This is a genomic window from Streptomyces sp. NPDC050743, from assembly GCF_044456925.1.
Classification (GTDB): Bacteria; Actinomycetota; Actinomycetes; order Streptomycetales; family Streptomycetaceae; genus Streptomyces.
This window is the reverse complement of record NZ_JBITGJ010000022.1, coordinates 34,882-58,867: the sequence shown is the minus strand read 5'-3', so window position 1 is coordinate 58,867 and position 23,986 is coordinate 34,882. Positions and strand designations below refer to the sequence as shown.

21 protein-coding genes are annotated in these 23,986 nt (G+C 71.5%); 9 read left to right on the top strand and 12 right to left on the bottom strand.

Annotated elements, in window-relative coordinates; genetic code table 11:
* The first annotated feature begins 189 nt into the window (after positions 1 to 189).
* Positions 190 to 1,224, top strand: coding sequence for a sphingomyelin phosphodiesterase (locus tag ACIBJF_RS22100; RefSeq protein WP_399175927.1), 1,035 nt, complete (start codon positions 190 to 192; stop codon positions 1,222 to 1,224).
* Between the two features lie 197 nt (positions 1,225 to 1,421).
* Positions 1,422 to 2,237, top strand: a complete 816-nt coding sequence (locus tag ACIBJF_RS22095; protein ID WP_399175925.1) for an SAM-dependent methyltransferase — start codon at positions 1,422 to 1,424, stop codon at positions 2,235 to 2,237.
* A 319-nt stretch (positions 2,238 to 2,556) separates the two neighbouring features.
* Here the strand turns inward: ACIBJF_RS22095 and ACIBJF_RS22090 are convergent, their stop codons facing one another.
* From ACIBJF_RS22090 to ACIBJF_RS22070, 5 genes are all read right to left on the bottom strand, one after another.
* Positions 2,557 to 3,420 (bottom strand): LLM class flavin-dependent oxidoreductase, encoded by an 864-nt coding sequence (locus ACIBJF_RS22090; protein ID WP_399175923.1) that lies wholly within the window; start codon positions 3,418 to 3,420, stop codon positions 2,557 to 2,559.
* A gap of 80 nt (positions 3,421 to 3,500) precedes the next feature.
* A complete protein-coding gene (locus ACIBJF_RS22085) occupies positions 3,501 to 3,776 on the bottom strand; it encodes a hypothetical protein (protein ID WP_351801441.1) in 276 nt (91 codons plus the stop codon).
* A 58-nt stretch (positions 3,777 to 3,834) separates the two neighbouring features.
* The gene (locus ACIBJF_RS22080; RefSeq protein ID WP_399175922.1) at positions 3,835 to 4,329 is read right to left on the bottom strand and encodes an HPP family protein; all 495 of its coding nucleotides are present in this window, start codon (positions 4,327 to 4,329) and stop codon (positions 3,835 to 3,837) included.
* 185 nt (positions 4,330 to 4,514) lie between these two features.
* A complete protein-coding gene (locus ACIBJF_RS22075) occupies positions 4,515 to 5,420 on the bottom strand; it encodes a universal stress protein (RefSeq protein ID WP_399175920.1) in 906 nt (301 codons plus the stop codon).
* Between the two features lie 210 nt (positions 5,421 to 5,630).
* Positions 5,631 to 6,260 (bottom strand): hypothetical protein, encoded by a 630-nt coding sequence (locus ACIBJF_RS22070; RefSeq protein ID WP_399175919.1) that lies wholly within the window; start codon positions 6,258 to 6,260, stop codon positions 5,631 to 5,633.
* A gap of 253 nt (positions 6,261 to 6,513) precedes the next feature.
* Between ACIBJF_RS22070 and ACIBJF_RS22065 the strand changes: the two genes are divergently transcribed.
* On the top strand, positions 6,514 to 6,801 hold the full coding sequence (locus tag ACIBJF_RS22065) for a DUF1876 domain-containing protein (protein WP_399175917.1): 288 nt from the start codon (positions 6,514 to 6,516) through the stop codon (positions 6,799 to 6,801).
* A gap of 92 nt (positions 6,802 to 6,893) precedes the next feature.
* Positions 6,894 to 7,814: a DUF1918 domain-containing protein gene (locus ACIBJF_RS22060; RefSeq protein ID WP_399175916.1), complete on the top strand. Its 921-nt coding sequence runs from the start codon at positions 6,894 to 6,896 to the stop codon at positions 7,812 to 7,814.
* Positions 7,815 to 7,930: 116 nt separating this feature from the next.
* Here the strand turns inward: ACIBJF_RS22060 and ACIBJF_RS22055 are convergent, their stop codons facing one another.
* Entirely contained in the window at positions 7,931 to 8,608 is a 678-nt protein-coding gene (locus ACIBJF_RS22055; RefSeq protein ID WP_351801453.1) for a metalloregulator ArsR/SmtB family transcription factor, read from the bottom strand.
* 78 nt (positions 8,609 to 8,686) lie between these two features.
* Here ACIBJF_RS22055 and ACIBJF_RS22050 point away from each other — a divergent pair, with 78 nt between their 5' ends.
* Both ACIBJF_RS22050 and ACIBJF_RS22045 read left to right on the top strand, forming a co-directional pair.
* Positions 8,687 to 10,057 (top strand): rhodanese-like domain-containing protein, encoded by a 1,371-nt coding sequence (locus ACIBJF_RS22050; RefSeq protein ID WP_399175912.1) that lies wholly within the window; start codon positions 8,687 to 8,689, stop codon positions 10,055 to 10,057.
* On the top strand, positions 10,054 to 11,316 hold the full coding sequence (locus ACIBJF_RS22045) for an MFS transporter (protein WP_399175910.1): 1,263 nt from the start codon (positions 10,054 to 10,056) through the stop codon (positions 11,314 to 11,316). Before ACIBJF_RS22050 ends, ACIBJF_RS22045 begins: the two co-directional genes overlap by 4 nt.
* Positions 11,317 to 11,322: 6 nt before the next feature.
* Here the strand turns inward: ACIBJF_RS22045 and ACIBJF_RS22040 are convergent, their stop codons facing one another.
* The 6 genes from ACIBJF_RS22040 to ACIBJF_RS22015 form a co-directional block, all read right to left on the bottom strand.
* Positions 11,323 to 12,723 (bottom strand): FAD-binding oxidoreductase, encoded by a 1,401-nt coding sequence (locus ACIBJF_RS22040; RefSeq protein ID WP_399175909.1) that lies wholly within the window; start codon positions 12,721 to 12,723, stop codon positions 11,323 to 11,325.
* 39 nt (positions 12,724 to 12,762) lie between these two features.
* Positions 12,763 to 13,845, bottom strand: a complete 1,083-nt coding sequence (locus tag ACIBJF_RS22035) for a class I SAM-dependent methyltransferase (RefSeq protein ID WP_399175907.1) — start codon at positions 13,843 to 13,845, stop codon at positions 12,763 to 12,765.
* Between the two features lie 809 nt (positions 13,846 to 14,654).
* Positions 14,655 to 17,402, bottom strand: coding sequence for an alkaline phosphatase family protein (locus ACIBJF_RS22030; RefSeq protein ID WP_399175906.1), 2,748 nt, complete (start codon positions 17,400 to 17,402; stop codon positions 14,655 to 14,657).
* A 5-nt stretch (positions 17,403 to 17,407) separates the two neighbouring features.
* The gene (locus ACIBJF_RS22025; RefSeq protein WP_399175905.1) at positions 17,408 to 18,772 is read right to left on the bottom strand and encodes an ABC transporter permease; all 1,365 of its coding nucleotides are present in this window, start codon (positions 18,770 to 18,772) and stop codon (positions 17,408 to 17,410) included.
* The gene (locus tag ACIBJF_RS22020; RefSeq protein WP_399175904.1) at positions 18,769 to 19,836 is read right to left on the bottom strand and encodes an ABC transporter ATP-binding protein; all 1,068 of its coding nucleotides are present in this window, start codon (positions 19,834 to 19,836) and stop codon (positions 18,769 to 18,771) included. The genes ACIBJF_RS22025 and ACIBJF_RS22020 overlap by 4 nt, the downstream gene beginning before the upstream one ends.
* A gap of 176 nt (positions 19,837 to 20,012) precedes the next feature.
* A complete protein-coding gene (locus tag ACIBJF_RS22015; RefSeq protein ID WP_399175903.1) occupies positions 20,013 to 20,993 on the bottom strand; it encodes an asparaginase in 981 nt (326 codons plus the stop codon).
* Positions 20,994 to 21,230: 237 nt separating this feature from the next.
* On the opposite strand from ACIBJF_RS22015, the gene ACIBJF_RS22010 reads away from it, so the two are divergent.
* From ACIBJF_RS22010 to ACIBJF_RS22000, 3 genes are read left to right on the top strand one after another with little or no spacing between them, the layout of a single operon-like run.
* Positions 21,231 to 22,502: a glycoside hydrolase family 88 protein gene (locus tag ACIBJF_RS22010; protein WP_399175902.1), complete on the top strand. Its 1,272-nt coding sequence runs from the start codon at positions 21,231 to 21,233 to the stop codon at positions 22,500 to 22,502.
* A gap of 9 nt (positions 22,503 to 22,511) precedes the next feature.
* Complete coding sequence (locus ACIBJF_RS22005) at positions 22,512 to 23,045, top strand: diadenosine tetraphosphate hydrolase (protein ID WP_399175900.1); 534 nt, start codon at positions 22,512 to 22,514, stop codon at positions 23,043 to 23,045.
* 32 nt (positions 23,046 to 23,077) lie between these two features.
* On the top strand, positions 23,078 to 23,986 hold the full coding sequence (locus tag ACIBJF_RS22000; RefSeq protein ID WP_399175898.1) for a hypothetical protein: 909 nt from the start codon (positions 23,078 to 23,080) through the stop codon (positions 23,984 to 23,986).

The window sequence follows — 23,986 nt, the reverse complement described above, 5'->3', positions numbered from 1 at the left end:
CGAACACCGGGCGCCGACCGGTGGGACTCACTCCGCATGGGGCGAACTTGTCCAGACACCTTTTCTCCATGAGGCGATCGGACGAAGTTCCCCCGGCCGTAGCGGCGAGCACCCTAGAGTCGCGCTGTCATGTACGCGACCGACCATTCGGTCGCGGTCGAGGGACGACCCACTTCACCAGGAGAGCGCATGGTCTCGCGTCGTACAGCTACCGCCCTCACCTCCGCGGCGGCAGCTCTGCTGCTCGGCTTCAGCGGCTACGCGGCGCCCACTGCGGACGCGGGCACCGGCACCGGCCTTTCGGTGTTCGCGTGGAACGTCGACCTCGGCACCGCGATCGTCGACAGCACCCAGAACGAGAGGGCCGCGCAGCGCACCCCGACCATCGAGTCGATCATCCGCAAGCACAGCGCGGACGTGGTCGTGCTGGACGAGGACTTCAACAACAGCTCGACCGCCGACATCGTCGGCAAGCTCGCCGACCTCTACCCGTACCACACCCCCGTCGTCGGCCAGACCTGTTCCGGCGGCGGCTGGACGGGCATCAGCGGCGACTGTTCCAACTCGTGGTTCGTCATCAACGGCGGCACCATGATCCTCTCCAAGTATCCGATCACCGCCCAGTACGCCCACGTCTTCGGCAACTCCACCTACGGCACCTGGGACTACCACGCCAACAAGGGCGCGGCACTGGTGCGGATCGAGAAGGACGGTGTGCGGAGCTGGGTGGTCGGCACTCACCTGCAGGCCGACGAGTCCGGCACCTCCACGGACACCACGCAGTCCACCCGGCTCGCGCAGCTCGGCGAGATCCGCACCTGGGTGGACGGCATCGTCGGCTCGACGGCGCCGGTGCTGATCGGCGGGGACCTGAACGTGGAGTACTACAGCGGCCGGTCGCGCGGTGACTACGCGGACGCCCAGACCGCGGTGAACGGCGTGCTCGGCACCCCGGCCGCCGACTCCGGCCAGACCCTGAGGACCATGGACTGCCCGGTCTCCGCCTGGTGCCAGTACATGTCCGGCATCGAGTCCTTCCCGAAGGACTACCGGGACGACCTCGACTACATCGGCTACCTCAACGCGCCGGGCCGCCCGGCGCCGGCCGCGATGTCCACCGTCAAGGTCGGCTTCGACCCGCAGCCCGGCTGGACCACGGGCCAGACCGACACCGCCGCTCCCAGCGACCACTACCCGGTCGAGGCGACGTTCCAGCTCGGCTGACACCGCGCGAGACCGACCGGCCGGACAGCGCAGAACTCCCGGGACACGGTGCCCCGGGGGTTCTCCCTCGGCCGGCCCACGGAACTGTCCGCCGGGGAGTAACCCGAACTCATAGGCGAAAGGTGAGCGTTCGGACGTAGGTTGTGCGGTGAGTGATCCACGCCTTGACACGCCCTCACGAAAGACGGACACGACTCATGACCGACCCCGCGACGACGCCCGAGACGGCGATGGGCCAGAAGATCGACACGTCGGTGCCGCATTCCGCCCGTATCTGGAACTACTGGCTCGGCGGCAAGGACAACTACCCCGTCGACGAGCAGGCCGGCGACGCGTACACCGCGGTCTTCCCCGGCATCGTCACCATCGCCCGCAGCAGCCGTGCCTTCCTGCGCCGCAACATCGCCTATCTGGTCCATGAGGCGGGCATCCGGCAGTTCCTGGACGTCGGCACCGGCCTGCCGACCGCCGAGAACACCCATGAGGTCGCCCAACGGCTCGCCCCCGAGGCGCGGATCGTCTACGTCGACAACGACCCGATGGTCCTGGCGCACGCCCGCGCCCTGCTCTACTCCTCGGCCGAGGGCGCGACCGCCTACATCGACGCCGACGTGACCGCTCCGGAACGGATCCTCGAGGCCGCCGCGGAGACACTGGACTTCGGCCGCCCCGTCGCGCTGATCCTCAGCAACATCCTGGGACACGTCGCCGACTACGATCAGGCCCGCTCCATCGCCAACCGGCTGATGGCCGCCCTGCCGTCGGGCAGTTACCTCTCCGTCAACGACGGCTCACGCGGCATCGACCCGGTCTTCGAGCAGGCCCAGGACGCCTACAACGACAGTGGCGCCGTGCCGTACAACCTGCGCACGGTCGACCAGATCACCGCGTTCTTCGACGGCCTGGAACTCATCGAGCCCGGCGTCGTCTCGGTCACGCAGTGGCGTCCGGAGCCCGGCTCGCCCACCCCGGAGGTCATCGCCGAGCACGGCGGGCTCGCGCGGAAGCCGTAGCGGAACAACAGGCGGGCGTCGGAGCCTTGTCGGACAGTCCGTGGCATGCCAGGCCACGGGCTGTCCGAGGGCCGCGCTGCTCTGCACCGGCATGCCGGCACTGTTCGCCGGCCCGGGCCCTGTCCGTGCCCGTGGGCATCACGCCGGCGAGTTTCACCGTCGCGCCCTACATGATCAGCCTCCACGCCCTCACCGAAGGCCGCGTCGGGAGGCCTCGCGGGGACGCAGCGTCTGGATCGGCGACCTCGTGCCTCGGGCGAGGCGACGATGAAGACGGTTCGAACAAGGAGAGTCCTGCGGCGGGGGCGGTGCCGGCTGTTCAGAACCGCGGCGGGCCCGCCTCGATGCGGCGCAGCACCGGTGCCAGACGGTCCAGGTCGGGGCCGGTCTGCACCTGTCGCTCGTCCCACCAGGTGGCGCCGGCGTCGTACAGCGGACCGATCACGTCCCTGGCCTTGGCCGGTTCCGGGGGCGTGGCACCGCCGAGCACGAACTCGAAGGGCTGCTCGGGTCCGGCCGTACGCTGCTCGCGCACATAGCCGACCAGCTCCCGTACCTCCGCCGCATCCGGCACATGCCCGTGCCGGGCCGTCTCGAAGAGCGGCACCGCGCCGTCCCACCGCGCCGCTCGGCGCATGGGCGGGCGGCGCGGCCAGAATCCGCCGATCCACACCGGCGGACCGGGCCGCTGCACGGTGGCGGGCACGAGCGTCACGTCCCGCACCTCGTAGTGCGGGCCGTGGTGGTCCACCGGCTCGCCGGACCAGAACCGCCGCAACAGCCGCAGTCCCTCGTCCAGCCGCTCGGCGAGGAGGCGCGGATCGGTGGAATCGCCGAAGCTGCCGTACTCGTCCTCGATCGGGCCTCCCAGGCCCGCGGCGAAGATCACCCGGCCGCCGCTGAGGTGATCCAGGGTGGCCACTTGGCGGGCGAGTTGCTGCGGACGGTACCGCGGGACCGGCGTCAGCAGGGTGCCCAGCCGGATCCGGGAGGTCGCCAGCGCCGCGGCGGTCAGCAGCATCCAGGGGTCCCCGAAGGGACGGCCCTGGTGCTGTCGGTGCAGTACGTGGTCCCAGACGAACAGCCCGTCCCAGCCCGCCTCTTCGGCGGCGGCGGCCACGATCGCGACGTTACGGGGATCGGCGAAGTCGCCGAAGTTCGGGATGTTGACGGAAAAGCGCATCCCAGCAGGATGCGCACCCGGCGGCGGAGGGGCAATCGCATTTACGCCCGGGGCACTTGGGGGCCGGCATGTACGGATGCTCAGAGGTGGGGGACGGTGGATCCGCCGCCCGCCTTGACCGCTTCCACGGCGGCCTGGTGCAGTTGCCGGCTGAGCACCTCGGAACGGCAGGGCACGGGGCTTCCGGAGAGGGTGAACCATTCGGAGGTGCCCGTGTACTGGACCGCCACGTCGGCCTCGTTGCCGTCCCAGGTGGTGTGGACGGTCAGGTCGCCGACGACGATGCCCGCCTCGTTGGTTCGTGCGCCACCCCGGCCGGTGAAGACTCCGGGGGTGGTCCATGATGCCCAGACCATGACGTCAGCCTTCCTTTCTGAGTGAGCGGCCGCTTGAACGGCCCGGTGAGCGGAACCGCTACGGAATGGGGATTCCGCGCGCCTGTGGTGCGTGGCGGGGCGGCAGCCCGTCCAGGGTGGCCCGTTCGGGACTCCGGCTGACCGTCTCGGAGCAGGTGCGCAGGCCTGCGGCGGCGGCCACGTAGTCCCGGGCCGTGAGCAGGCCGACCAGCCGTCCCCGCGGATCCGTGACCGGCAGGGCGTCGAGGCGTTCCTCGGTCATCACGGCCGCCGCGCGGAGCATCGACTCCTCGGGGTGGACCGTGACGGTACGGCGGGCGTGCACGAGCTCGCGCACCGTGCGGCGGGACAGCGTCACGGCCGCGGCCGCGCAGGCCACGGCGAGTTCGGCGCGGTCCAGGACCCCGGCGCAGCAGCCGTCCCCACGGACCACCGGGAGCTGACGCTGCTCGGACCTCTCCATGACCTCCCAGGCCATCAGCACACTCTCGTCCTCACCGATCGAGTACGGAGCGGCATCCATCAGGCTCCGCACCGCGATTCGCTCGTCCACGGTTGCCTCCTCGTACCGGGCGTCCGGCCCCGGTCATGCCTCTCGGGCGGCGCCGGTGCGGCGCCCGGTGCTCTTTCAAGTTCGCCGGACATGCCGTCCCTGTCATGGGGCCGCATGGCCCTTGCGGGGGCCATTGGCCCCGGCCGCCTCGTCGGCCGCCCGGTCGCCCTCCTCGCAGTGGCGGATCAGCTGTGTGGGACGACCGCGACGGGGGCCGTGACGTGGTGGATGGCCGCATGCGTGACGTGCCCGATGCGGTCGCCGAACAAGCCGGTGCGGATGCGCCGGCCGACGACGGCCAGCGAGGCGTCGCGGGAGTCCTCTACGACATTCTGCGCGGCACTGCCGCACCGGCTCGACTCGATCACCTCGACGTCGGGGAACCTCTGCCGCCAGGGTCGCAGCACCTTGCTCAGCAGCTCGGCCTGTCCGCGCGCGAGCGAGTCGTAGAGCTCGACGTCGCCGGCGAAGCGGTAGAAGGAGGTCGGTGGCTCGGGCCAGCTGTGGACGGCCCGCAGGGGGGCCTTCCGGCGTACGGCGGCCTCGAAGGCGAACTCCAGCAGGGTGTCGTCCGGATCGTCGATGTCGAGACCGAGCACGACGGGCCGGAAGGGCGTCGCGGCCGACGGCTCGCCCGCGGGATCCGTCCTGTGCTCGTCCGCGGCCCGCTCCTCCGCCCGCACCAGCACCACCGGGCGCTCGGCGCGGGCCACGACGGCCAGACTCACCGAGCCGGTCAGGAATCCACCGATCCCGCCGAGGCCCCGTGAGCCCAGCACCAGCAGTTCGGCGGGCCCCGCCGCCTCGCAGAGGATGTCGGCCACGGTTCCGGTGAGCTGCTCGGTGACCACCGTGAGGCCCGGGTGACGCAGCCGGATGCCTTCCGCGACTTCCTGCACCGTCCGCTCGGCCCAGTGCCGGTAGGCCTCGGGGTCCAGCAGCGGGTTCTGGGCCAGGCGCCCGGGCACCGGCTCCCTGACGCACACGATCTTCAGCCGCAGGCCGCGCAGCAGCGCCTCGCGCGCCGCCCATTCAGCCGCGGCACGGCTCTCGGGCGAGCCGTCGATGCCTGCTGTGACGGTTCCGGACATGGTCTCCGCCTCTCGTGACCGGCCTCCATCAGCGCCGCGCACGGCACCAGGGGCCTCGCCGGCCTTTCAGGCCCACGGTCGCAGCATCTCCGGTGCGGCCGCGCGTCGACAGAGCCATGCGGCCGGTCACGCCGGGCCGACCGGTCCCTTGGGCACGGCCACGCGGACGCCGCGGATCCAGGGCCGCCGTGGAGGGCGGATCCACGACGCTCAGCTCGTTCGGTGGGATGTGGACAGGACGTACGTACGGCCCTCACGGCCCCACTCCCCGTGCTCGGGGGTCAGACCGGCGTCCATGGCCCGGAGGCAGGGGCGGCCGATGTGCGCGTAGACCAGGCGTCCGACCCGGTTCCGGGCCGCCTCCGCGCCCACCTCCCGCACGGGGGCGTGCCCGCCCACCCCGCCGCGGAAGCGGATGGGGCGGTTCCAGGACGAGGCTTCGGCGAACATCAGGTCCGCGTCCGCGGCCCAGGCCGGGAAGGCCCAGAACTCCGGTGCCCACACCACCGCCCCCGGCCCTCCCTCGATGCGGTAACCGCAGGTGGGATGGGAGGTGTGCGCGACCGGCAGCGCGCGGATGCGCAGCTCGCCGAAGTCCGCGTCCGTCATGCGCGGCACCAGGCCGCGCGCTGCGGCGAGACGCCGCAGGGCGGAACGCAGTTCGGCGTGCTCGTCGGTCACGAGCCAGGCGTCCAGCCGGCCCTCGGGCGGCTCCGCGCCGGGCCCGCCGTCGAACGCGACGCGCCGGCGGCCGTAGGCGAGGAGCAGTCCGGCCGGGGCGAAACGCGGGGAGGCCATGGCGCCCACGCCCAGCAGCGTGAGCCGGAACCGAGGCGGCATATCCGTCACCTCCCGGGAAACCTGCCCGTTCATCGTCTCAGGCAGGCGGCGACTGCGAGCGCGAGCCGCGCAGGCGGCCCGAGCGGGCGTCCGGTCGGTCTCCCGGGGCCGGACGCCGGTCTCCCAGGGACGTTCGGCCCTGGGCCTGGAGGCCGCCACCGGCCGATGGTGGGACGGAGCGGGGAATCCGACCAGCGGCTCGCCGGAGGCCGCACGAGGTGCCGGTCGTCGGGCCGGGACGAGGAGGAACGTCATGTCGCACACGACGCAGTGGCAGGTCCGCCTCCACCTCTTCGAGGACGACGACGGGACGACGAAGGCGCATGCGGTGCTGGACACCGGCGGCACCGCTCTCTCCGCCGACGGAAGAGCGCGCTGCCATCCGGCGGACGCGAACGTGCCGGAGATCGGCGACGAACTGGCGGCGGGCCGGGCCATGGTCGACCTCGCCCATCAGCTGCTCAGCGCCGCCGAACGCGACATGCGGGCAGTGGAGGAGCCCCGGCAGAGCAGCCGTCGGCCCTCTGCACGGCCCGTGTGAACCTGTGCCGCGCCAGGGTTCGCGCCCCGTGCGGCGCTGTGTCCCGCGTGGCACGTCGGAGAGAGCACGATTCTGCGGAGAGGGCGGCGATCATGCGAGCTCACCTCGGCGACCAGCTCATCGTGGAAAGTCCGGCGACCGGTGCCGCCAGGCGCGACGGCGAGATCGTCGGGCTCCACCACCAGGACGGGACACCTCCCTACGAGGTGCGCTGGTCGGACACGGACGAAGTGACCCTGGTGTTCCCGGGACCCGACGCGCACATCCGTCCGCTGCACCACGAGCGGGCCGCGGGCCCGCACGGGCCAGGGCAGGTCACGGGTGAAGCGACCGCCGTCTCCCCCGCCGCCCCACCGCCAGGGGCGGCCGACCCCGGCGACATCGGCCGGCGCGTGGCCCTCGAACGCGAGAGGCAGGGCCTCAGCCGCGAGGAGACGGCCGGCCGCGCCAGGATGTCGCCCGACTATCTGGCGTATCTCGAGGAACGGCCCGCCGACCCGACCCTGACGACGCTCGTCAGACTGGCCGACGCACTGGGCACCACGGTCGCCGCCCTGCGCGGCGGAGGCATCGATCTCCCACCCGCTCAGGGCTACGCACTGCTCCATCCCGAGCTGCGCGACCTCTCCCCGGAGGAATGCCGCACGCTGCTCTCCGCGTACGGCGTGGGCCGCGTCTCGGTGACGACGTCCGACGACCGCCCGGCGGTCATACCGGTCAACTACGACGTGGTGGACGACGCCATCGTCTACCGGACCGCGCCCGATTCCGTGGCCGCCGCGGCCGCCGAGCGGGAGGTCGCCTTCGAGGTCGATCACCTGGACGAGGCTCTGGGCCAGGGCTGGAGTGTCCTCGCCGTCGGCCCGGCGAGCGTCGTGACGGACCCGGACACCGTCCGGAGCCTCGCCCGGCAGGCCCACACCCCGCCCTTCGCCGGCGGTGAGCGCGAGATGTGGGTGTCGATCCGGCCCACGAGCCTCACGGGCCGTCGGATCGTTCCGGCCAAGCGGTAGACGCCCCGGCCCAGCGCGGACACCGAGGCTGCGGGCGAGCGGCAGGGGACCGGGGCGCAGGCGTGACGGCGTTCAGTCCAGGTGGGCCGGGCCCGGACGCGCCGGGAGTGCCTCGCTCACGTCGGCTCCGCCGCGTCCACGGGCATGTCGGCCAGGCGCCATTCGAGCATGCCGTCGTTGAGGCGGATGGCCCGCCGTCCGCGGTCGGTGAGGAGGCGGACCGCGTCGTAGGCGAGGACGCAGTACTCGCCACGGCAGTACACGACGATCTCGGTGTCCTCGGGCAACTCGCTGATGCGGTCGGCCAGTTCGCCGACCGGGATGGAGATCGCGCCGGGGATGTGCCCGGCCCGGTACTCCTCCACCGGCCGCACGTCGAGCACCACCACATCCCCCGCTGCGACGCGGGCGTGGAGTTCCTCGCGGCCGACCTCCACGGCACCGTCGTCGCCGAGGTAGGCGTCGCGGGCGGCCGGCACGGCGGCTTGGTGTTTCTCGGCGACCTTGCGCAGCAGCGCGAACAGCCGGGCCACGTCGTCGCCGGCGAGCCGGTAGTGGATGCGCACGCCCTCCCGGCGGGTGGCGACGAATCCGGCCTGCTTGAGCGTCTGCAGGTGCGCCGACGCGGTCGTCAGGTTGAGCCCGGCCGCCTTCGCGAGGGCGTCGACGGTCCGCTCGCCCTGGGCCAGCAGATCGAGCAGTTCCAGACGTTTTCCGCTGGCCAGCGCCTTGCCGCTGGCCGCGAACGCGTCGTACAGCTCCGCCTTGGAGCCGGTTGCCGTGGTCTCCGCCATGCGCATCCTCCATATATCCATGGAATATCGTAGGGGATGCGGGGTGACACGGGAGTACCGGATGTCGGAGGAACGGCCATGGGTTTCGCTGGGGACCATCTGATTCCGCTGGTGGACGAGGGACTGGGCAACAGCGCCTACCTCGTCGACCTGGGCGACGGCCGGGCCCTCGCCGTCGACGCGAGCCGCGATCTGCGCGCCCTGCACGCGGCCGCCGACCGGCGCGGGCTGCGCGTCGCGTTCGCGGCCGACACCCATCTGCACGCCGACTTCCTCTCCGGTGCCGTCCAGCTCGGCTACGACCACGGCGCCGCCGTGCTCGCTTCCGCCGCCGGCCGCCGCGCCTTCCCGCACCGGGGCCTCGCGGACGGCGACGAGGTCGACCTGGGCGGGCTGACGCTGCGGGCCCTGGCCACCCCCGGGCACACCGACGAGCACCTGTCCTTCCTGCTGCTGGACGGCGGCCGCCCGCTCGGGGTGTTCACCGGCGGCTCGCTGATCGTGAACTCGGCCGCGCGCACCGACCTGCTCGGCGCCTCACGCACCGAGGAGCTGGCCCGTGCGCAGTACCGCTCCCTGCGGCGGCTGACCCGGCTGCCGGACGAGACCGCGGTGTGGCCCACCCACGGAGCCGGCTCGTTCTGCTCGGCTCCGCCCGGCGCCGAACGCACCACCACCATCGGCACCGAGAAGCGGGCCAACCCGCTGCTCGCCGCGCCCGACGAGAACACCTTCGTGTCCCGGCTGATCGCGGGCCTCGGCAGCTATCCCGCCTACTTCGACCGGCTCGCCGCACTCAACCGGTGCGGCCCCGCCGTCCTGACCGCCACACCGACGCTGCCCGCCCTGGACACCGAGCGGGTGCGCGCGCTGCTCGCCGACGGCGGCCATGTGGTCGACGTCCGTCCGGCCGTCCGCTTCGCCGCCGCCCACATACCGGGGTCGATCTCCATCCCGCTGCGCGGCACGTTCGCCACCTGGCTGGGCTGGCTGCTGCCCGCCGGGGACCCCATAGCCTTCGTCGCCGAAGAGGACCAGGATCTGTCGGAGATCGTCTGGCAGGCGTACAAGATCGGTTACGAGCGGCTCGCCGGCCGTCTCTTCGGCGGCGTGACCGCCTGGCAGGAGGCCGGCCTTCCCACCTCGGCCACCGCGTTCGTCACCCCGGACCAGGCGCCGGACGCCCCGTACCTCGACGTCCGGCAGGCGGCCGAGTACACCGCCGGACACGTCCCGGGCGCCGTCCACCTCGAACTCGGCGCCCTCGCCGCCCACACCGCCGAGGTCCCCGGGGGCGCGGTGGTGGCCTGCGGGCACGGGGAGCGGGCCATGACCGCCGCCAGTGTGCTGGAGCGCGCCGGCCACACCGACCTGACCGTGCTGAACGGCAGCCCCGGTGACTACGCCGCGGCCCACGGCCGCCGGCTCACCATGGGCGCCGCCCGGTGAGCGCGACCGTCGACTCCGAGGCCACGCCTGTTCGGCTGGGGCTGCGCGAGAACTGGGTGCAGTTCACGCTGCTCGTCATCGTGAACGTCTGCGTGGGCGGCCTCGTCGGCCTGGAACGCACGACCGTCCCGCTCATCGGCGCCCGCACCTTCGGCCTGACCAATGACCTGGCCGTCTTCTCCTTCATCATCGCCTTCGGCCTGACCAAGGCCCTCACCAACCTCGCCGCGGGCGCGCTGACGGCCCGCTTCCGCCGCAAGCAGCTGCTGGTGACGGGCTGGCTCATCGGCGTCCCCGTGCCGTTCGCGCTCGCCTGGGCGCCGTCCTGGGGGTGGATCGTGGCCGCGAACGTGCTGCTCGGCCTCAACCAGGGCCTGACCTGGTCGATGACGGTCAACATGAAGATCGACCTGGTCGGCCCCGCCCGGCGCGGACTGGCCACCGGCCTGAACGAGGCGGCCGGCTACACCGCCGTCGGCACCACCGCCCTGGTCACCGGCTATCTCGCCACCGCCTACGGCCTGCGTCCGGTGCCGGAACTCATCGGTGTGGTCTTCGTCGCCGCCGGGCTCGGCCTCGCCCTGGTCGTGCGGGACACCGCCGCGCACGTCGCCCTGGAACTCGCCCACCACACCAGGCCCCTGACGTCCGGCGAGAGCACCGCCCTGGCCGCCACCTTCGCCCGGACCTCCTGGCACCACCGCTCCCTGCGCGGCGCCAGCCAGGCCGGCCTGGTCAACAACCTCAACGACGGCCTGGCCTGGGGCGTCTTCCCCCTGCTCTTCACCGACCACGGTCTCGGCCTCGCCGCCGTCGGCCTCGTCAAGGGCCTGTACCCCATCCTCTGGGGCCTCGGCCAGATCCCCACCGGCCACCTCTCCGACCGGATCGGGCGCAAACCGCTCATCGTCGCCGGCATGCTGACCCAGGCCGCCGGATTCGTCCTGGCCCTCGCCCTGTTGGACACCCCGCTCCTGGCGGGCGTCCTCTCGGCCGTCGCGCTCGGACTCGGCACCGCCATGGTCTACCCGGCCCTGATCGCCTCGGTCTCCGACCACGCGCACCCCGCCTGGCGGACGGGCGCGCTGGGCACCTACCGCTTCTGGCGCGACATCGGCTACGCCGTGGGCGCCCTCGTCGCGGGCGTCCTCGCCGACGCCCTCGGCCTGAACGCCACCGTCGTCGCCGCCGCCGCGCTCACCGCCGCCTCCGGCCTGCTCGCCGCCCGCTGGATCAGCGAACACGACACCGGCCGCTGACGCCGCTCAGTCCGGGGCCGGCGGGATGTTCTGGTTGGCGTGGAACAGGTTGTCCGGGTCGTAGGCGCGCTTGACCGCGGCCAGGCGGTCGTAGTGACCGCGGTAGGTGGTGCGGACCCGTTCCTGGCTCTCCCCGGGACCGATGAAGTTGACGTAGGAGCCGCCCATGGAGTGCGGGTGCAGGTCGGTCCAGTAGTCGACGCACCACTGCCGGATCGCCTCGGCGCTGCCGGGGTCCGGGTCGATGCCGGCGACGATGCCGGACCAGACGGCGTCCCGGTAGGCCCAGGCCGTGCCGTCCGCGTCATCGACCTGGTGGGCCGCCCCGTCCACGGGGTACAGGTGCATGGTCGACAGGCCGGTCGGGATGTTCTCGCCGTACTTGTGGTGCACCTCGATCGCGGCGTCGGAGACGGTCTCGAAGAAGTCGCCGCGCCAGTACCACTGCAGTCCCTCGGGAAGCAGCCCGTCGAACATGCTCTGCAAGGCGGGGTAGGGCATCGGGGCTGCGAAGTGGAAGGCCGGCGGCGCCGGCTCGTTCACCACGGCGAACGTCTCCGCCAGGCGCTCGTCGGAGAGGTCGCCCGTGTAGCACCAGACCACGGCGCACATCTTCTGCCCGTGGATCGGCTCGGGGAAGGGCGGGCCGGGCGGTACCACGAGGAGGGCGAAGAACCCGTAGAGCTCGTCCGGCGCGGCAGGCAGGAACTCCCGGTACCAGCGCAGCACTTCGGTCGTGCGGTCGACCGGCCACAGCGTCACGGCGCCCCCGACCGTGGACGCCGGGTGCAGCCCGAAGGTGAACGACGTCACCACGCCGAAGTTGCCGCCTCCGCCGCGCAGCGCCCAGAACAGGTCCGGGTGGTTGTCCGCCGACGCGGTCACGTAGCTGCCGTCGGCGAGGACGACGTCGGCCGACAGCAGGCTGTCGATCGTCAGGCCGTACCTGCGGGTGAGATAGCCGTGGCCGCCGCCCAGGGTCAGACCGGCGACGCCCGTGGTCGACACGATCCCGGCCGGCACGGCGCGTCCGAAGGCGTGTGTCGCATGGTCGAGGTCGCCGAGTTGGCTGCCGCCGCCCACCTGGACGGTGTCCGTCTCCGGGTCCACCCTCACCCAGCGCATCGGCCTCAGGTCGAGGACGAGTCCGTCGTCGACCAGGCACAGACCCGGGCCGCTGTGGCCGCCGCCGAGCACGGCGAGCTCGGCGGCGGTGTCCCGGGCGAAGGAGATCACCGTCTGCACGTCGGCCACGTCCACGCACTGGGCGAAGGCGGCCGGCCGCCGGTCGATCATGGCGTTGTAGATGCTGCGGGCCGCGTCGTAGCCGGGGTCCTGCGGTGTGATCAGGGATCCCCGCAGTGCCTCGCGCAGACCGCCGACAGCCGTTTCGTCGCTGGTGTTCATGGCCGAGTGCCTTCTTGGAGGTACGAGTCCTGCAGCTGGTCAGCGCCTGGTCGCCACGTAGTAGACGTTGAGCGGGTCACCCTCCACGGACTTGACGTCTATGGTCCCGAACCCCGCCTCCGCGAGCATCCGCACGGCCGTCTCCTGGCCCCACGCCGTGCCCAGACCCGCTCCGCCCGTGCTGAGCGAGGTCGTCATGCAGTAGAAGACGGAGAAGCCGTAGAGCGCGGGGGCGAAGGGACGGCCGATGTTCTCCTCCAGCCTGCTGGAGGCGGCGATGTCGCCCATGAGGAACGTGCCCGCGGGGCGCAGGGCGCGGGCGATCGCCTCGAGGGTCTCGGCCGGCCGGGCCAGGTCGTGGATGACGTCGAAGGCGGTGATGAGGTCGTATTCGCTGGTGATCCGGGTCGCGTCGGCGACGGTGTAGGTCAGGTTGTGCAGACCGGCGACGGCCGCCTCGGCCCGGGCGGTCGCGATGGCGGCCTCCGACTGGTCCAGGCCGTGGAAGCGGCTCGCGGGAAAGGCCTTCGCCAGCACGAGCGGGGCATGGCCCTGCCCGGTGCCCACGTCGAGAACCTCGATGCCGGCCCGCAGCCGCTCGGACAGCCCCGGCACCAGCGGCACGATCACATCCACCAGCGCGAGGTCGTAGATCCGGGCGGTCTCCTCGGCCCGCAGCGCCTGGAAGCGGGGATACGCCGAGTACGGCACTCCGCCGCCCCTGCGGAAGCACCGCACGACCTGTTGCTCGACCTCGCCCATGAGCGCGACGTACGGCATCATGGCCGCCACGTTGCCCGGGCCCGCCGCCGTGGTCAGCGATGCGGCGTGCTCCGCCGGCAGCGCGTACGTGTGCCGCGCCGGGTCGTACTCGACGAGTCCGCCGACGACCATGCCGCCCAGCCACTCCCGCACATACCGTTCGTCGAGATCCGCCGCCTCGGCTATGCCGGCGCTGGACGACGGGGGCAGGCCGGCCAGGGTGTCGAACAGGCCGCACTGGTGGCCGACGCTGGTGAGCAGGGCCAGTGCCGCCTTGTTGAGGACGTCGACCATCTCGGCGGCGAACGCTTGCTGCCTGGCGGGATCCGGTGGTGCCTGCCGCTCCTGGGAAACCGACATGTTTCCTCCCTCGCCGGTGAGCTGCGGCGAGCTTCACCGGGGGTGCTGGGACACGACCGGCGAAACCACCCAACTGCCAGGCTATGCCCGATCGGGATCTCCGCACCTCACGAACGCGGAACGGCTGCCGGAGCCACGGCCGGGTGCCGGCGGCAGCGATGCCGGACGCCCGCAGACCGCGGGCCAGGAGCTCCATCTCCGGGAGGGTTCCGGAGCAGCCGCCGCGCTTCGCCGACCGTCCGCTCACGCGCAGCGTCGCCGGCCCGTGCTCGGCGAGCAGCTGATCCCGCCGTTCGCCCGGCGGGCCCGCGACCTCCTGGGCGGCTTCGCGCGCCAGCGTGGCGCGGCGCGCACTCGGCGGATGGCGGCTGGTCGCCCTGGTGCCGGGCAAGGACTACGGCCCGCTCGGCCGGGCACAACTGCGCTGGCTGCGCGACGTACTGGCAACCCCCGCCGCACCGGGCACGATCCTGGCCTTTCACCACCCGCCCATCGCCCTGGACGTCGACGTGCAGCAGGCACTCGGGCTGCACAACGCCCGGGAACGCGCCGTACCCGGCCCCTCCGCCTCTCTCGTCCGACTCGGCGCGCCGCACGGCCCTCTCATCCACACCCTCCACGCCCGGGACATCCGCATGGGCGAGACCCTCCACGAATCCGACGCGGACCAGATGCGCGAGGTCATCGACAGGCTCGGGCCGGCTCGGGGACCGGCGCGGGATCCCTCGCGTGGGGCGTGCCATGCCGGAACGCCGAGGACCCCTGGCAGGCGTGCGGCCGGCCAGGGGTCCTCGACGAATCAGCCTGCGTCAGCCGTCGGACTCCGACGACGGGATGTAGGCGCCGGGCACGTCGTTCGGTGCGTAGATCTTCTTCTCACCGGGGTACGGCGTGCTCCAGTTGTGCGTCTGATACCACGTGAGGTGGTTCATCTGCGCGGGGTTGGCGAAGTCGGGCACCGCGTGCGACCCGGTCAGCCGCTGCTTCGACTTCCAGCTGTCCCACTCGGCGGCGAGCTTCTGCATGTCCGCCGGGACCTTGGCCGCCGGAACGGCAGCCGCCTTCGGGTCCTGCGCCGCCGGGGTGTCGACACCGCAGGAGGGCGGGGTCTTCAGGCCGTCGGTCAGCGAGGTCCGGTTGGGCACCGCCTTGAACGGCGTGTAGTCCGGGCGCTGGGTGAACGCCCCGCGCATCGGCGACGCCGCGCTGTCCTTCTGGTTCATCGGGTGGATCCCGAGGATCTGCTCGATGGTGCGGATCATCGTGATCTGCGAGTAGTAGTGGCTGTCGACGGTGCCGTGCTGGGCCCAGGGGCTGATGACCTGGATCGGGGCACGGTGGCCGTCGACGTGGTCGAGACCGGCCTGGGAGTCGTCCTCGACGACGAAGATCGCCGAGTCCTTCCAGTACTTGCTGTGGGAGATCTCGTCGACCATCTTGCCGACCGCGAGGTCGTTGTCCGCCACCTGAGCCGCCGGGCTCGCCGGACCACCGGTGTGGTCGTTGGAGAGCCAGAACATGTTCAGGTTCGCGGGACCGTTCTTCTCGAAGTCCTGCTTCCAGATCTGGTACTTGTAGACGTCCGGGACGTCGAGGTCGAACATCGGGAAGCCGGGCACCGACACGGAGTTGAGCGACGGGATCGCCGAGCCCGTCTGTATCGGGTAGGCGGTCGGCTGGCCCGTCGCGTCCATGTTCTTGGCGTCGCAGTACAGGTTCTGCCAGGTCGCGCCGGCCGGCTTGCTCTCGATCGACTGGAACTCGCCGAAGTCCCGCACGGTCTTCCCGGCCGCCTGCGCACCGCTCCAGATGAAGCCGGTCTTCTGGTGGCCGAGAGCGTCGTTCTCGGTGTCGTAGCTGCGCTGGTACTCACCGGCGGACGACTCGGTGTACTCCGGGTCGTCGGCCTGCATCAGCCAGTTGTGGCCCTCGGCGGAGTTCGTGCCGATGTCGTACGTGTTGTCGTACAGGCCGAACTGCTTGGCCAGCGCGTGCTGGTTCGGCGTGACGTTCTCGCCGAACTGCGTCACCGACGGGTCGCCGTTGCCCTGCGGCATGTCGCCGAACACCTGGTCGTAGGTCCGGTTCTCCTTGACGATCAAGAAGACGTGCTTGATCGTCGAAGGGTCGCCGAGCCGCTGCGGGACCGCCACCGGCCGCGTCGTGCCGCCGCCCTTGGCCATCGAGACCGAGCCGGGGGTCCAGCCGTTCTGCTGGAAGACCTTGGCCGTCTCGGACCGGATGACGCTGTCGTCCGGCAGGGTGAAGCGCTGGAGGCTGGACGTCGTGTCGTGGGTGCCGTGCCCGGCGGGGTTGTTCGGGCGGCGGGCGTCGATACCACGGGTGTTGGAGACCAGCACCTGGTTGCCGACGGTCGTGATCTCCGCGGGGAAGTAGTCCGTCGGGAGCAGGCCGACGTAACTCACCGGCTCCAGCGGGCTCTTGTACCGGTAGACGGCGACCGCGTTCGCGCGGCCGAGGGTCACCAGCAGGCGGCCGTCGTCAGTGAGCGTCACCGCGTTGGGCTCGTAGCCCACCGACGCCTCCGGCCACGGCTGGGTGTTGATGGTCTGCACGACCTTGTTCTTGTCGGTGTCGATGACCGACACGTTGTTGCTGGCCGTGTTGGTGACGAACAGCGCCTTGCCCTTGGCGTACAGGGCGGTGGGGTGCAGGCCGACGTCGATGCTCGACGGGTCCGCGGTCGGGTTCGCCAGGTCGATGACGCTGACGGTGCCGGTGGTGGTGGCGCCGGTCTTCGGGTCGGCCGGCACCTGGGTGCCGTACGAGTTGATGGTGGTGTCGCCGGCCTTTGCCGGACGGCCGCCCTCGTTGCTGATGTAGAGCTTGTCGCCGACCTGGACCATGTCACGCGGCGCGTTGCCCACGTTCCAGCTCTGCTTGATGGCGCCGGTGGCCGCGTCGATGGCGACCACCCGGTTCTGGCCGTTGACCGCGGAGTACACGGTGGAGCCGTCGGCCGAGAAGACGGCCTCGCCGACCAGGGCGTGCTTGGACCCGTCCGCCGGGATCTTGATGGAGGTCGGGTTGGCGACCGTGCCGTCCGGGTTGACCGTGAACTTCGTGTAGCCGTCGGTCTGGCCCAGCCACAGCTGCTTGCCGTCGGGCGAGTACGTGGGGCCTTCCTGGCCCACGGAGTTGCTGCTCAGGCGCGGGGTCGACGAGGCGGCGGTGCCGACGACCTGCTGCACCTTCCAGTTCTTCACGTCGACGATGGCCAGCGCGCTGCCGCCGTCGGTGACGGAGGCCGCGATGTGGGTGCCCTCCGGGCTGGGCGAGGACGACATGATCTTGCCGTTGTTGATGACCAGGCGTTCGCCGTAGGGGGCGATGTACTGGTCGCTGGAGATCACCTGACCGCGGTCGGTCGTCTGGCCGACCTGGTCGGTGCCGAACTGGTGCGTCTGGGCGTAGCCGACGCCGGCGGTGACGGCCAGGACCACCGCGGTGGCGCCTGCCGTGAGGGCGCTGCGGCGCCCGATTCGTCTACCGCGGAACTCCGTCTCCACAGGCCTGCGACGACGTGTTACCTGCACTGGAGTCATCCCTTCGTGGTGCTGAGAAGTTCGACGTTGCCGTCGAACTGCCAAAGTGGGTTCGGTGCGTCGCCGGTCGGGGTCCGCACCAGGAAGTAGCCGTTCACTTCCTTCGGTCCGTCGCCGTCGGCGACGAACCGCCCGTCTGAGGTGACGTCGAGTTGGTAGATGGCCGTCCCGGTGGCCTCGACGTTGGGGAGATGCCAGGACACGACGCAGCGCCAGTCGTTGCCGGGTCCCACTGCGGCGACCCTGACGCTGCCCTTGTCGCACGTCGCCGTGGCCTTCAGCTGCGCTTCGGTGACGTCGGGACGGTTGAGCTGCTTGGTCTGCATGCGGTAGAGGTGGGCGAACTCCGTGGCGAGGGAGCGCTGCACCTTGTCCTGCGTGATCCCGGAGCCCGTGGCCCCGGTCGCCGTGGCGACGACGGCGACGGTCGCGCCGGCCAGTGCGACGAGCGGCAGGAGACCGACGGCGACCGCGCGGCGCCCCGATCCGTCGGCGGTGAGATTGGTGAAGTCGCGCCGCAGGAACAGCAGATATGCCAACGTTGTCGCGAGCAGGGCCCACACCAGGCTTACCACGACGCCGATCAGGAGCGGGCCGAGCTGTGCCGGGCTGGTGAACAGGCCGTTCCAGGCGATGAAGGCGTAGCCGGGCAGCGCGAGGCGTACGGAGACCGGGAGCGGCAGCATCTGGGCGAGTTGCATCGCGAGCGCGACGACCGCGGGCAGCAGCAGACCCATCGGGGACCGCCCCAGCACGACGGAGCCGAGGAGTCCGATCGCGGCGAGGGCCAGGGTCGGGGCGAGTGCGCACACCCAGGCCAGGGCGACCTGGCCGGCCGCGTCCGATGGCGTCAGCTGGTGGCCGTCGAGGCCGACCAGCGGCCGGTTGCCGACGGTCACGAGGCCGCCAACCGCGCTGGAGCAGGCCAGCCCGGCCACGAGGAGCAGGATGACGGTGAGGCTGGCCAGCGCCTTCGCCGCGAAGATCCGCCGCGGCGAGCGGACCGCCACCAGCAGGTGCCGCCAGGTGCCGAGCCGGTCCTCGGAGGCGAACACGTCGCCGGCGACCACCGAGGTCAGCAGCGGCAGCGCCCAGGTGCCCGCGAAGCCGAGCATCACCAGCGGTCCGGCCCACCCGGTGGCGAGCATCCAGCGGCCGAAGAGGGTGTCGGAGGGGAGTGTGCTCTGCTGGCTCACCGCCGCGACGAACAGCGCCGGGGCGAACCAGCAGGCGAGCACCAGCAGGCGGATCCGCCATTGCGAGACGAGCTTGACCAGTTCGAAGCAGTAGCCGCGAGCCACCGAGACGCGGCCGGCGCCGGTGGACCGGTCGGGGGCGGGGGCGGTCGCGGTGGCGGTCATCGGCCGGCCTCCTGCTGCTCGGCGGGGGTGTCCTGCGGCTGGGCGGCGGCTTGCAGTTGCCGCTCGGCGCCGGCTTCCTGCTGCTCGACGACGGACTCCGGCTGCTCGGCGCCGGACTCCTTCCCTTCGCTCTCCGCCTCCTGATGTTCGGTCAGGGCGAGGAAGGCGGCCTCCAGCGGCGAGACCACGGGGGCGAGTTCACGCAAGGCGGTGCCCGACTGCACGAGCCGCACCACGAGTTCGTCGAGCGCCGGCACGAGGGCGCGTACGACGAGCACCTCGTCGCCGCCGGGACGTCCGTCGTCGACGAGGTGGATCCCGGGCGTGTCGGCAGCGATCCGGCGGGCGGTCTGCGGATCGGAGGCGATCAGCCGGTAGTCCAGTTCACGGTTCTCGGCGGCCAGCTTGCGCAACGGGCCGGAGAAGACGACCCGTCCGGTGGCGAGGATGGTGACCTCGGAACACAGTGCCTCGAGGTCGTCCATGCGGTGGCTCGACAGCACGACGCTGGTTCCCTCCGCCGCGAGCCGGGCGAGGACGCCGTGGACGTGCTTCTTGCCGGCCGGGTCGAGGCCGTTGGACGGCTCGTCCAGCACGAGGAGCCGGGGCTTGGTGAGCAAGGCGGCGGCGAGCCCGAGCCGTTGCCGCATGCCCAGGGAGAAGCCGCGGATCCGGTCGTCGGCGACATCGATGAGTCCGACTTGGCCGATGACGTCGTCGATGCCCGCCGTGCGCGCGTCCTGGCCGCGCAGAGCGGCGAGCGCGGCGAGGTTCTGCCTGGCGGTGAGCGACGGGTAGAGGCCGGGACCGTCCACGAACCCGGCGACAGCGTCGGGAGCGGCGAACGTCCTGCCCACCGGGGAACCGAGGATCTCCAGACTGCCGCTGTCGGCCACGGCCAGCCCGAGCAGGAGCCCGAGGAGCGTCGTCTTGCCGGCGCCGTTCGGACCCACCAGTCCGTGGATCTGTCCCTGCGCCACATCGAGGTCGATGCCGTCGAGCGCGACGACATCGCCGAAACACTTGGTGATCCCGCGAGCCCGGATCGCGAGGAGTGAGTCCATGAGCCCCTTCTTTCGAAAGCCTCATGGACCCTAGGGAGGGCACACCGTACGCACAGGAATCGCCAGTTAAACGCTCAAGGAACGGAAGCCGACAGCCGTTCGCCGCGTCCACAGCCGGAGGAGGGCGCCTGCGCCCTTGCCCTCCAGCGTAGCTGACGTTCCGTCAGTGACACGTGTCAGAACGCCGCGCGCACCTCCCCCACCGTCTCCCCCCGCCCCAGCACCGGCGTGCGGCCGATGCGGTCCACGACCGGCGCCGTGACCCCCGTCAGGCGCAACGCACGGGCCAGGACCGGGCCGAGGGCCCGGACTCCACCGTCCTCGATCTTGAGGGCCAGGGCACGGCCGTCGGGCAGGGCGAGGGCCTGTACGGCTTCCGCGCCCACCTTCGACAGGGCGCCCGGCATCTCCCTCATGAGCCAGGTGTCGTGGCGGTGGGTGCCGGCGACGTACTCGGGGTGGGCGCGCATGGCGTCGGCGACCCGCCGTTCGGGGGTGCCGGGCGCGGCGAGGACGAAGGAGCGGAAGGCACGGGCGAGGCCGGTCAGACTGATCGCCATCAGCGGCGCCCCGCAGCCGTCCACGCCGACGGCGGCCACCGGTTCACCGGCCGCCTCCTCCACGACCGTACGGATGAGGCGCTGAAGCGGATGGTCCGGGTCGAGGTAGGACTCCAGCGGCCAGTCCCGCAGCGCGGCGGCGGCCAGCATCGCCGTGTGCTTGCCGGAGCAGTTCATGGCCACACGGTCGCGCCGGCCGCCGGCCGCCAGATAGGCCTCCTGCTCCTCCTGGTCCAGCGGGAGGGCGGGCGGGCACTGCAGGTGCTCCGGGGTCAGGCCGTGCTCGTCGAGCATCGCTCGCACCAGGTCGCGGTGGAACGGCTCGCCGGAGTGGCTCGCGGCGGCCAGGGCCAGCCGCTCTCCTCGCAGGTCGAGGCCGGCCCGCAGTATGCCCGCCGCCTGCATCGGCTTGTTGGAGGACCGCGGGAACACGGGGGAGGCCACATCACCGATCGCCCACTCGACCGAGCCGTCCGCGGCCAGGAGCACCACACTGCCCCTGTGCCGTCCTTCGACGAATCCGGAGCGGACGACCTCGGCGAGGACCGGGGCACTCGGCGCGCTCGCGCCGGGAGTGGTGAGGGCGGGGTGGGACATCGGCGGTCACCTTCCGGACGGGAATCGGGTTCGACCCGCCCGGCCGTCCCCGGGATCTCCGGGTACGTCGGCCGGATGAGCGGGTCGCTCCGCACCGTACTCAGGCCGGAGTTGTGCTCCGCAGGCAGGCCTGGCATTCATGGACATGAACATCACACATGTGGGTGTACGCGGAGAGCGCTGCCGTGCCAGACTCCCTCAACGCCCCAGCCACATTGCTTACTTGGAGGACCGTCCATGAGCATGTCCCGGCGCACCGTGCTCGCCGTGGCAGCCGGAGCCACGGCAGCCGCCGTCCCACCCGCCGACGCCGCGGAGGCGTCCGGCAACCGGAGCCCGGCCTCGGCTGTGCGAGCGCTCCGCGCGGCGGCCGACTACGCGGTGGAGAAACTGCACGCCGTCGCGCCCGGAGTGACCGGCTTTCCCGTCGGCACGAAGTTCGAGAAGTGGACCTACTCCCAGAACGGTGACTGGGTCGGCGGGTTCTGGCCGGGGACGCTGTGGATGGCGTATCTCCACAGCGGAGACGACGCGTTCCGCACGCTGGCGCTCGACTCCGCCCGCAAACTCGCTCCGCGCCGGCACGACACGTCCACCCACGACCTCGGCTTCCTCTTCTATCCGTCCTGGGTCACCGCCTGGCGACTGACCGGCGACGACAGTTGGCGCACGGGCGCGATCGAGGCGGCCGAGTCGCTCATCCAGCGCTACAACCCGCGCGGCCGCTTCATCCGGGCCTGGGGAGCGCTGAACGACCCGAACAACGCGGGCCGGGTCATCATGGACACGATCATGAATCTCGATCTGCTGGCCTTTGCCGGCCAGCAGACGGGCGACGACAAATACCTCAACATCGCCGTTGAGCACGCCAAGACGGCACAACGGGTCTTTCCCCGCCCGGACGGCTCCACCCCCCACGTGTTCGACTTCGACCCCGAGACCGGCGCCCCGATCGGCCCGAACACCGTCCAGGGCTACAGCCCGTCCTCGTGCTGGTCCCGCGGGCAGGCCTGGGGCGTCTACGGGTTCACCACGATGTATCGCCGCACCGGAGACCAGGGGTTTCTTTCCACGGCGCGCAAACTCGCCGACTTCGCCGTGGGAGCGCTGAGTCCGGATCAGATTCCGGTGTGGGACTACAAGGCGCCGCAAGCGCCGTACGACATCAAGGACACCTCGGCCGGCGCGGTCATGGCATGCGGGCTGCTCGACCTGTCCGCCGCGACCGGCCGGCGCGAGTACCGGCAGGCCGCCCTGCGGATCCTCACCGCGCTGTCGGAGACCTGCCTGACGCGGAACTCGGCCCGCGCGGAGGCGATAGTCGCCCGCTGCACCCGCAACCGGCCGGCCGAGGACGGAATCGAGGTCTCCCTCCCCTACGCCGACTACTACCTGCTCGAAGGCATCCTGCGCGTGCTGCGGCCGCGGGACGTCGACCGGGCCATCGACCTGTCGGCAGTCCGAAGCGATCACGCAGGCCACACCCTCGCTCGTACGGCCAGGCCATAGGTTGGGGCCATGAGTGACGACTGGCGCACGGACCGGATCGGGGCTGCTCTGCGGGGTGAGAACCCGACGGTGCTACGGCGGCTCCAGGCGGGGTTCGCGGTGATCGGCGACGTCCAGTTCCTGCCGGGCTACTCGGTCCTCCTGGTGGACGAGCCGGGTGTTCAGCGGCTGTCCGAGCTGCCGAGGGCCAAGCGGCTGGCGTTCCTGTCCGACATGGACAGGCTCGGAGAAGCCGTGGAACGGGCCTGCCGGCGGCTGGATCCCGCCTTCCGCCGGGTGAACCTGGAGATCCTCGGCAACACGGACCCGTTCCTGCACGCCCACGTCTGGCCCCGGTTCGAGTGGGAGTCTCCCGAGGTGGTGGGGAAGCCCGTATGGCTGTATCCGCCGGACCGGTGGCGGGACGAGCGATTCCGCCTCGGTCCGCACCACGACGCGCTGCGGGAAGCGATCGGGACTGAGCTGGACGCTGTGTTACGAGCCTGTGACACAGAGCTGACAGTTCCAAGATCAGGCCCTGTCAAGCTCGGCTTCACCGAATGACCTGACCTGTGCATTCTGGGGGAAATCAAGCCATGACCACCCGTACCCGCACCATGGCGGCCGCCATCGCCGTGGCCGCAGCCGTCACCGGCACGGCGCTGCTGGGCGTCTCCGGCGCCGCCTCGGCCGCCGCCGGCGCCTCGCACGGCACCCTGACCATCAGCAACGGCACCAAGTACGTGCTGATCAACGGCCGCAAGGTGAACTTCGGGGTACCCGTGCGGGACCTCGCCTGGTCCCCGGACGGCGCCAAGGCGGCCTTCGTCGACGGCTCCGGCAACCTGGACATCGCCAACCCCGACGGCAGCGGGCGTGTGGTCGTGGCCAAGAACCCCGGCAACCAGAACTGGTCCCACCCGACCTGGCAGGTGACCGCGAAGGACACCCGGTACAACATCCCCGCCAAGGACAACCTCGTCTTCGCGGCGCGCGCGGGCGGTGTGTCCCGGCTGAAGTACATCTCCGCCAAGGCCGTCCACGGCACACCCAAGACGTTGTCCCTGAACGCCGAGCCGGGTCCGGGCGGGGCGCTGCCGCAGACCGGCAACGTCTGGCCGAACGCGGCCGGCCACTACGGCACCTCGGTCTACGCCAACGTCGACAACGGCGCCGTGTACATCCGTGACGACTACCTGCGCCAGCAGGGCGGCAAGCTCACCCAGGGCTCCCAGCCGGCGCTGTCCCCGAACGAGGAGGAGGTCGTCTTCGTGCGCTCGGTCGCCGGTCACGACCACGTGCTCGTCGAGGACTTCACGCACGGCAACCACGTCAAGGACCTCACCCCGCACGCCACGACCGACTACACCGAGCCGGCCTGGTCCCCCGACGGCAAGACCCTCGCGGTGCGCACCCCGTCCGGCACGGTGACCCTGCCGGCCGACGGCACGGGTCATCCGGTCAAGGTCACCTCGACGGTCGGCCTGGCGGCGTACCGCCCCTGA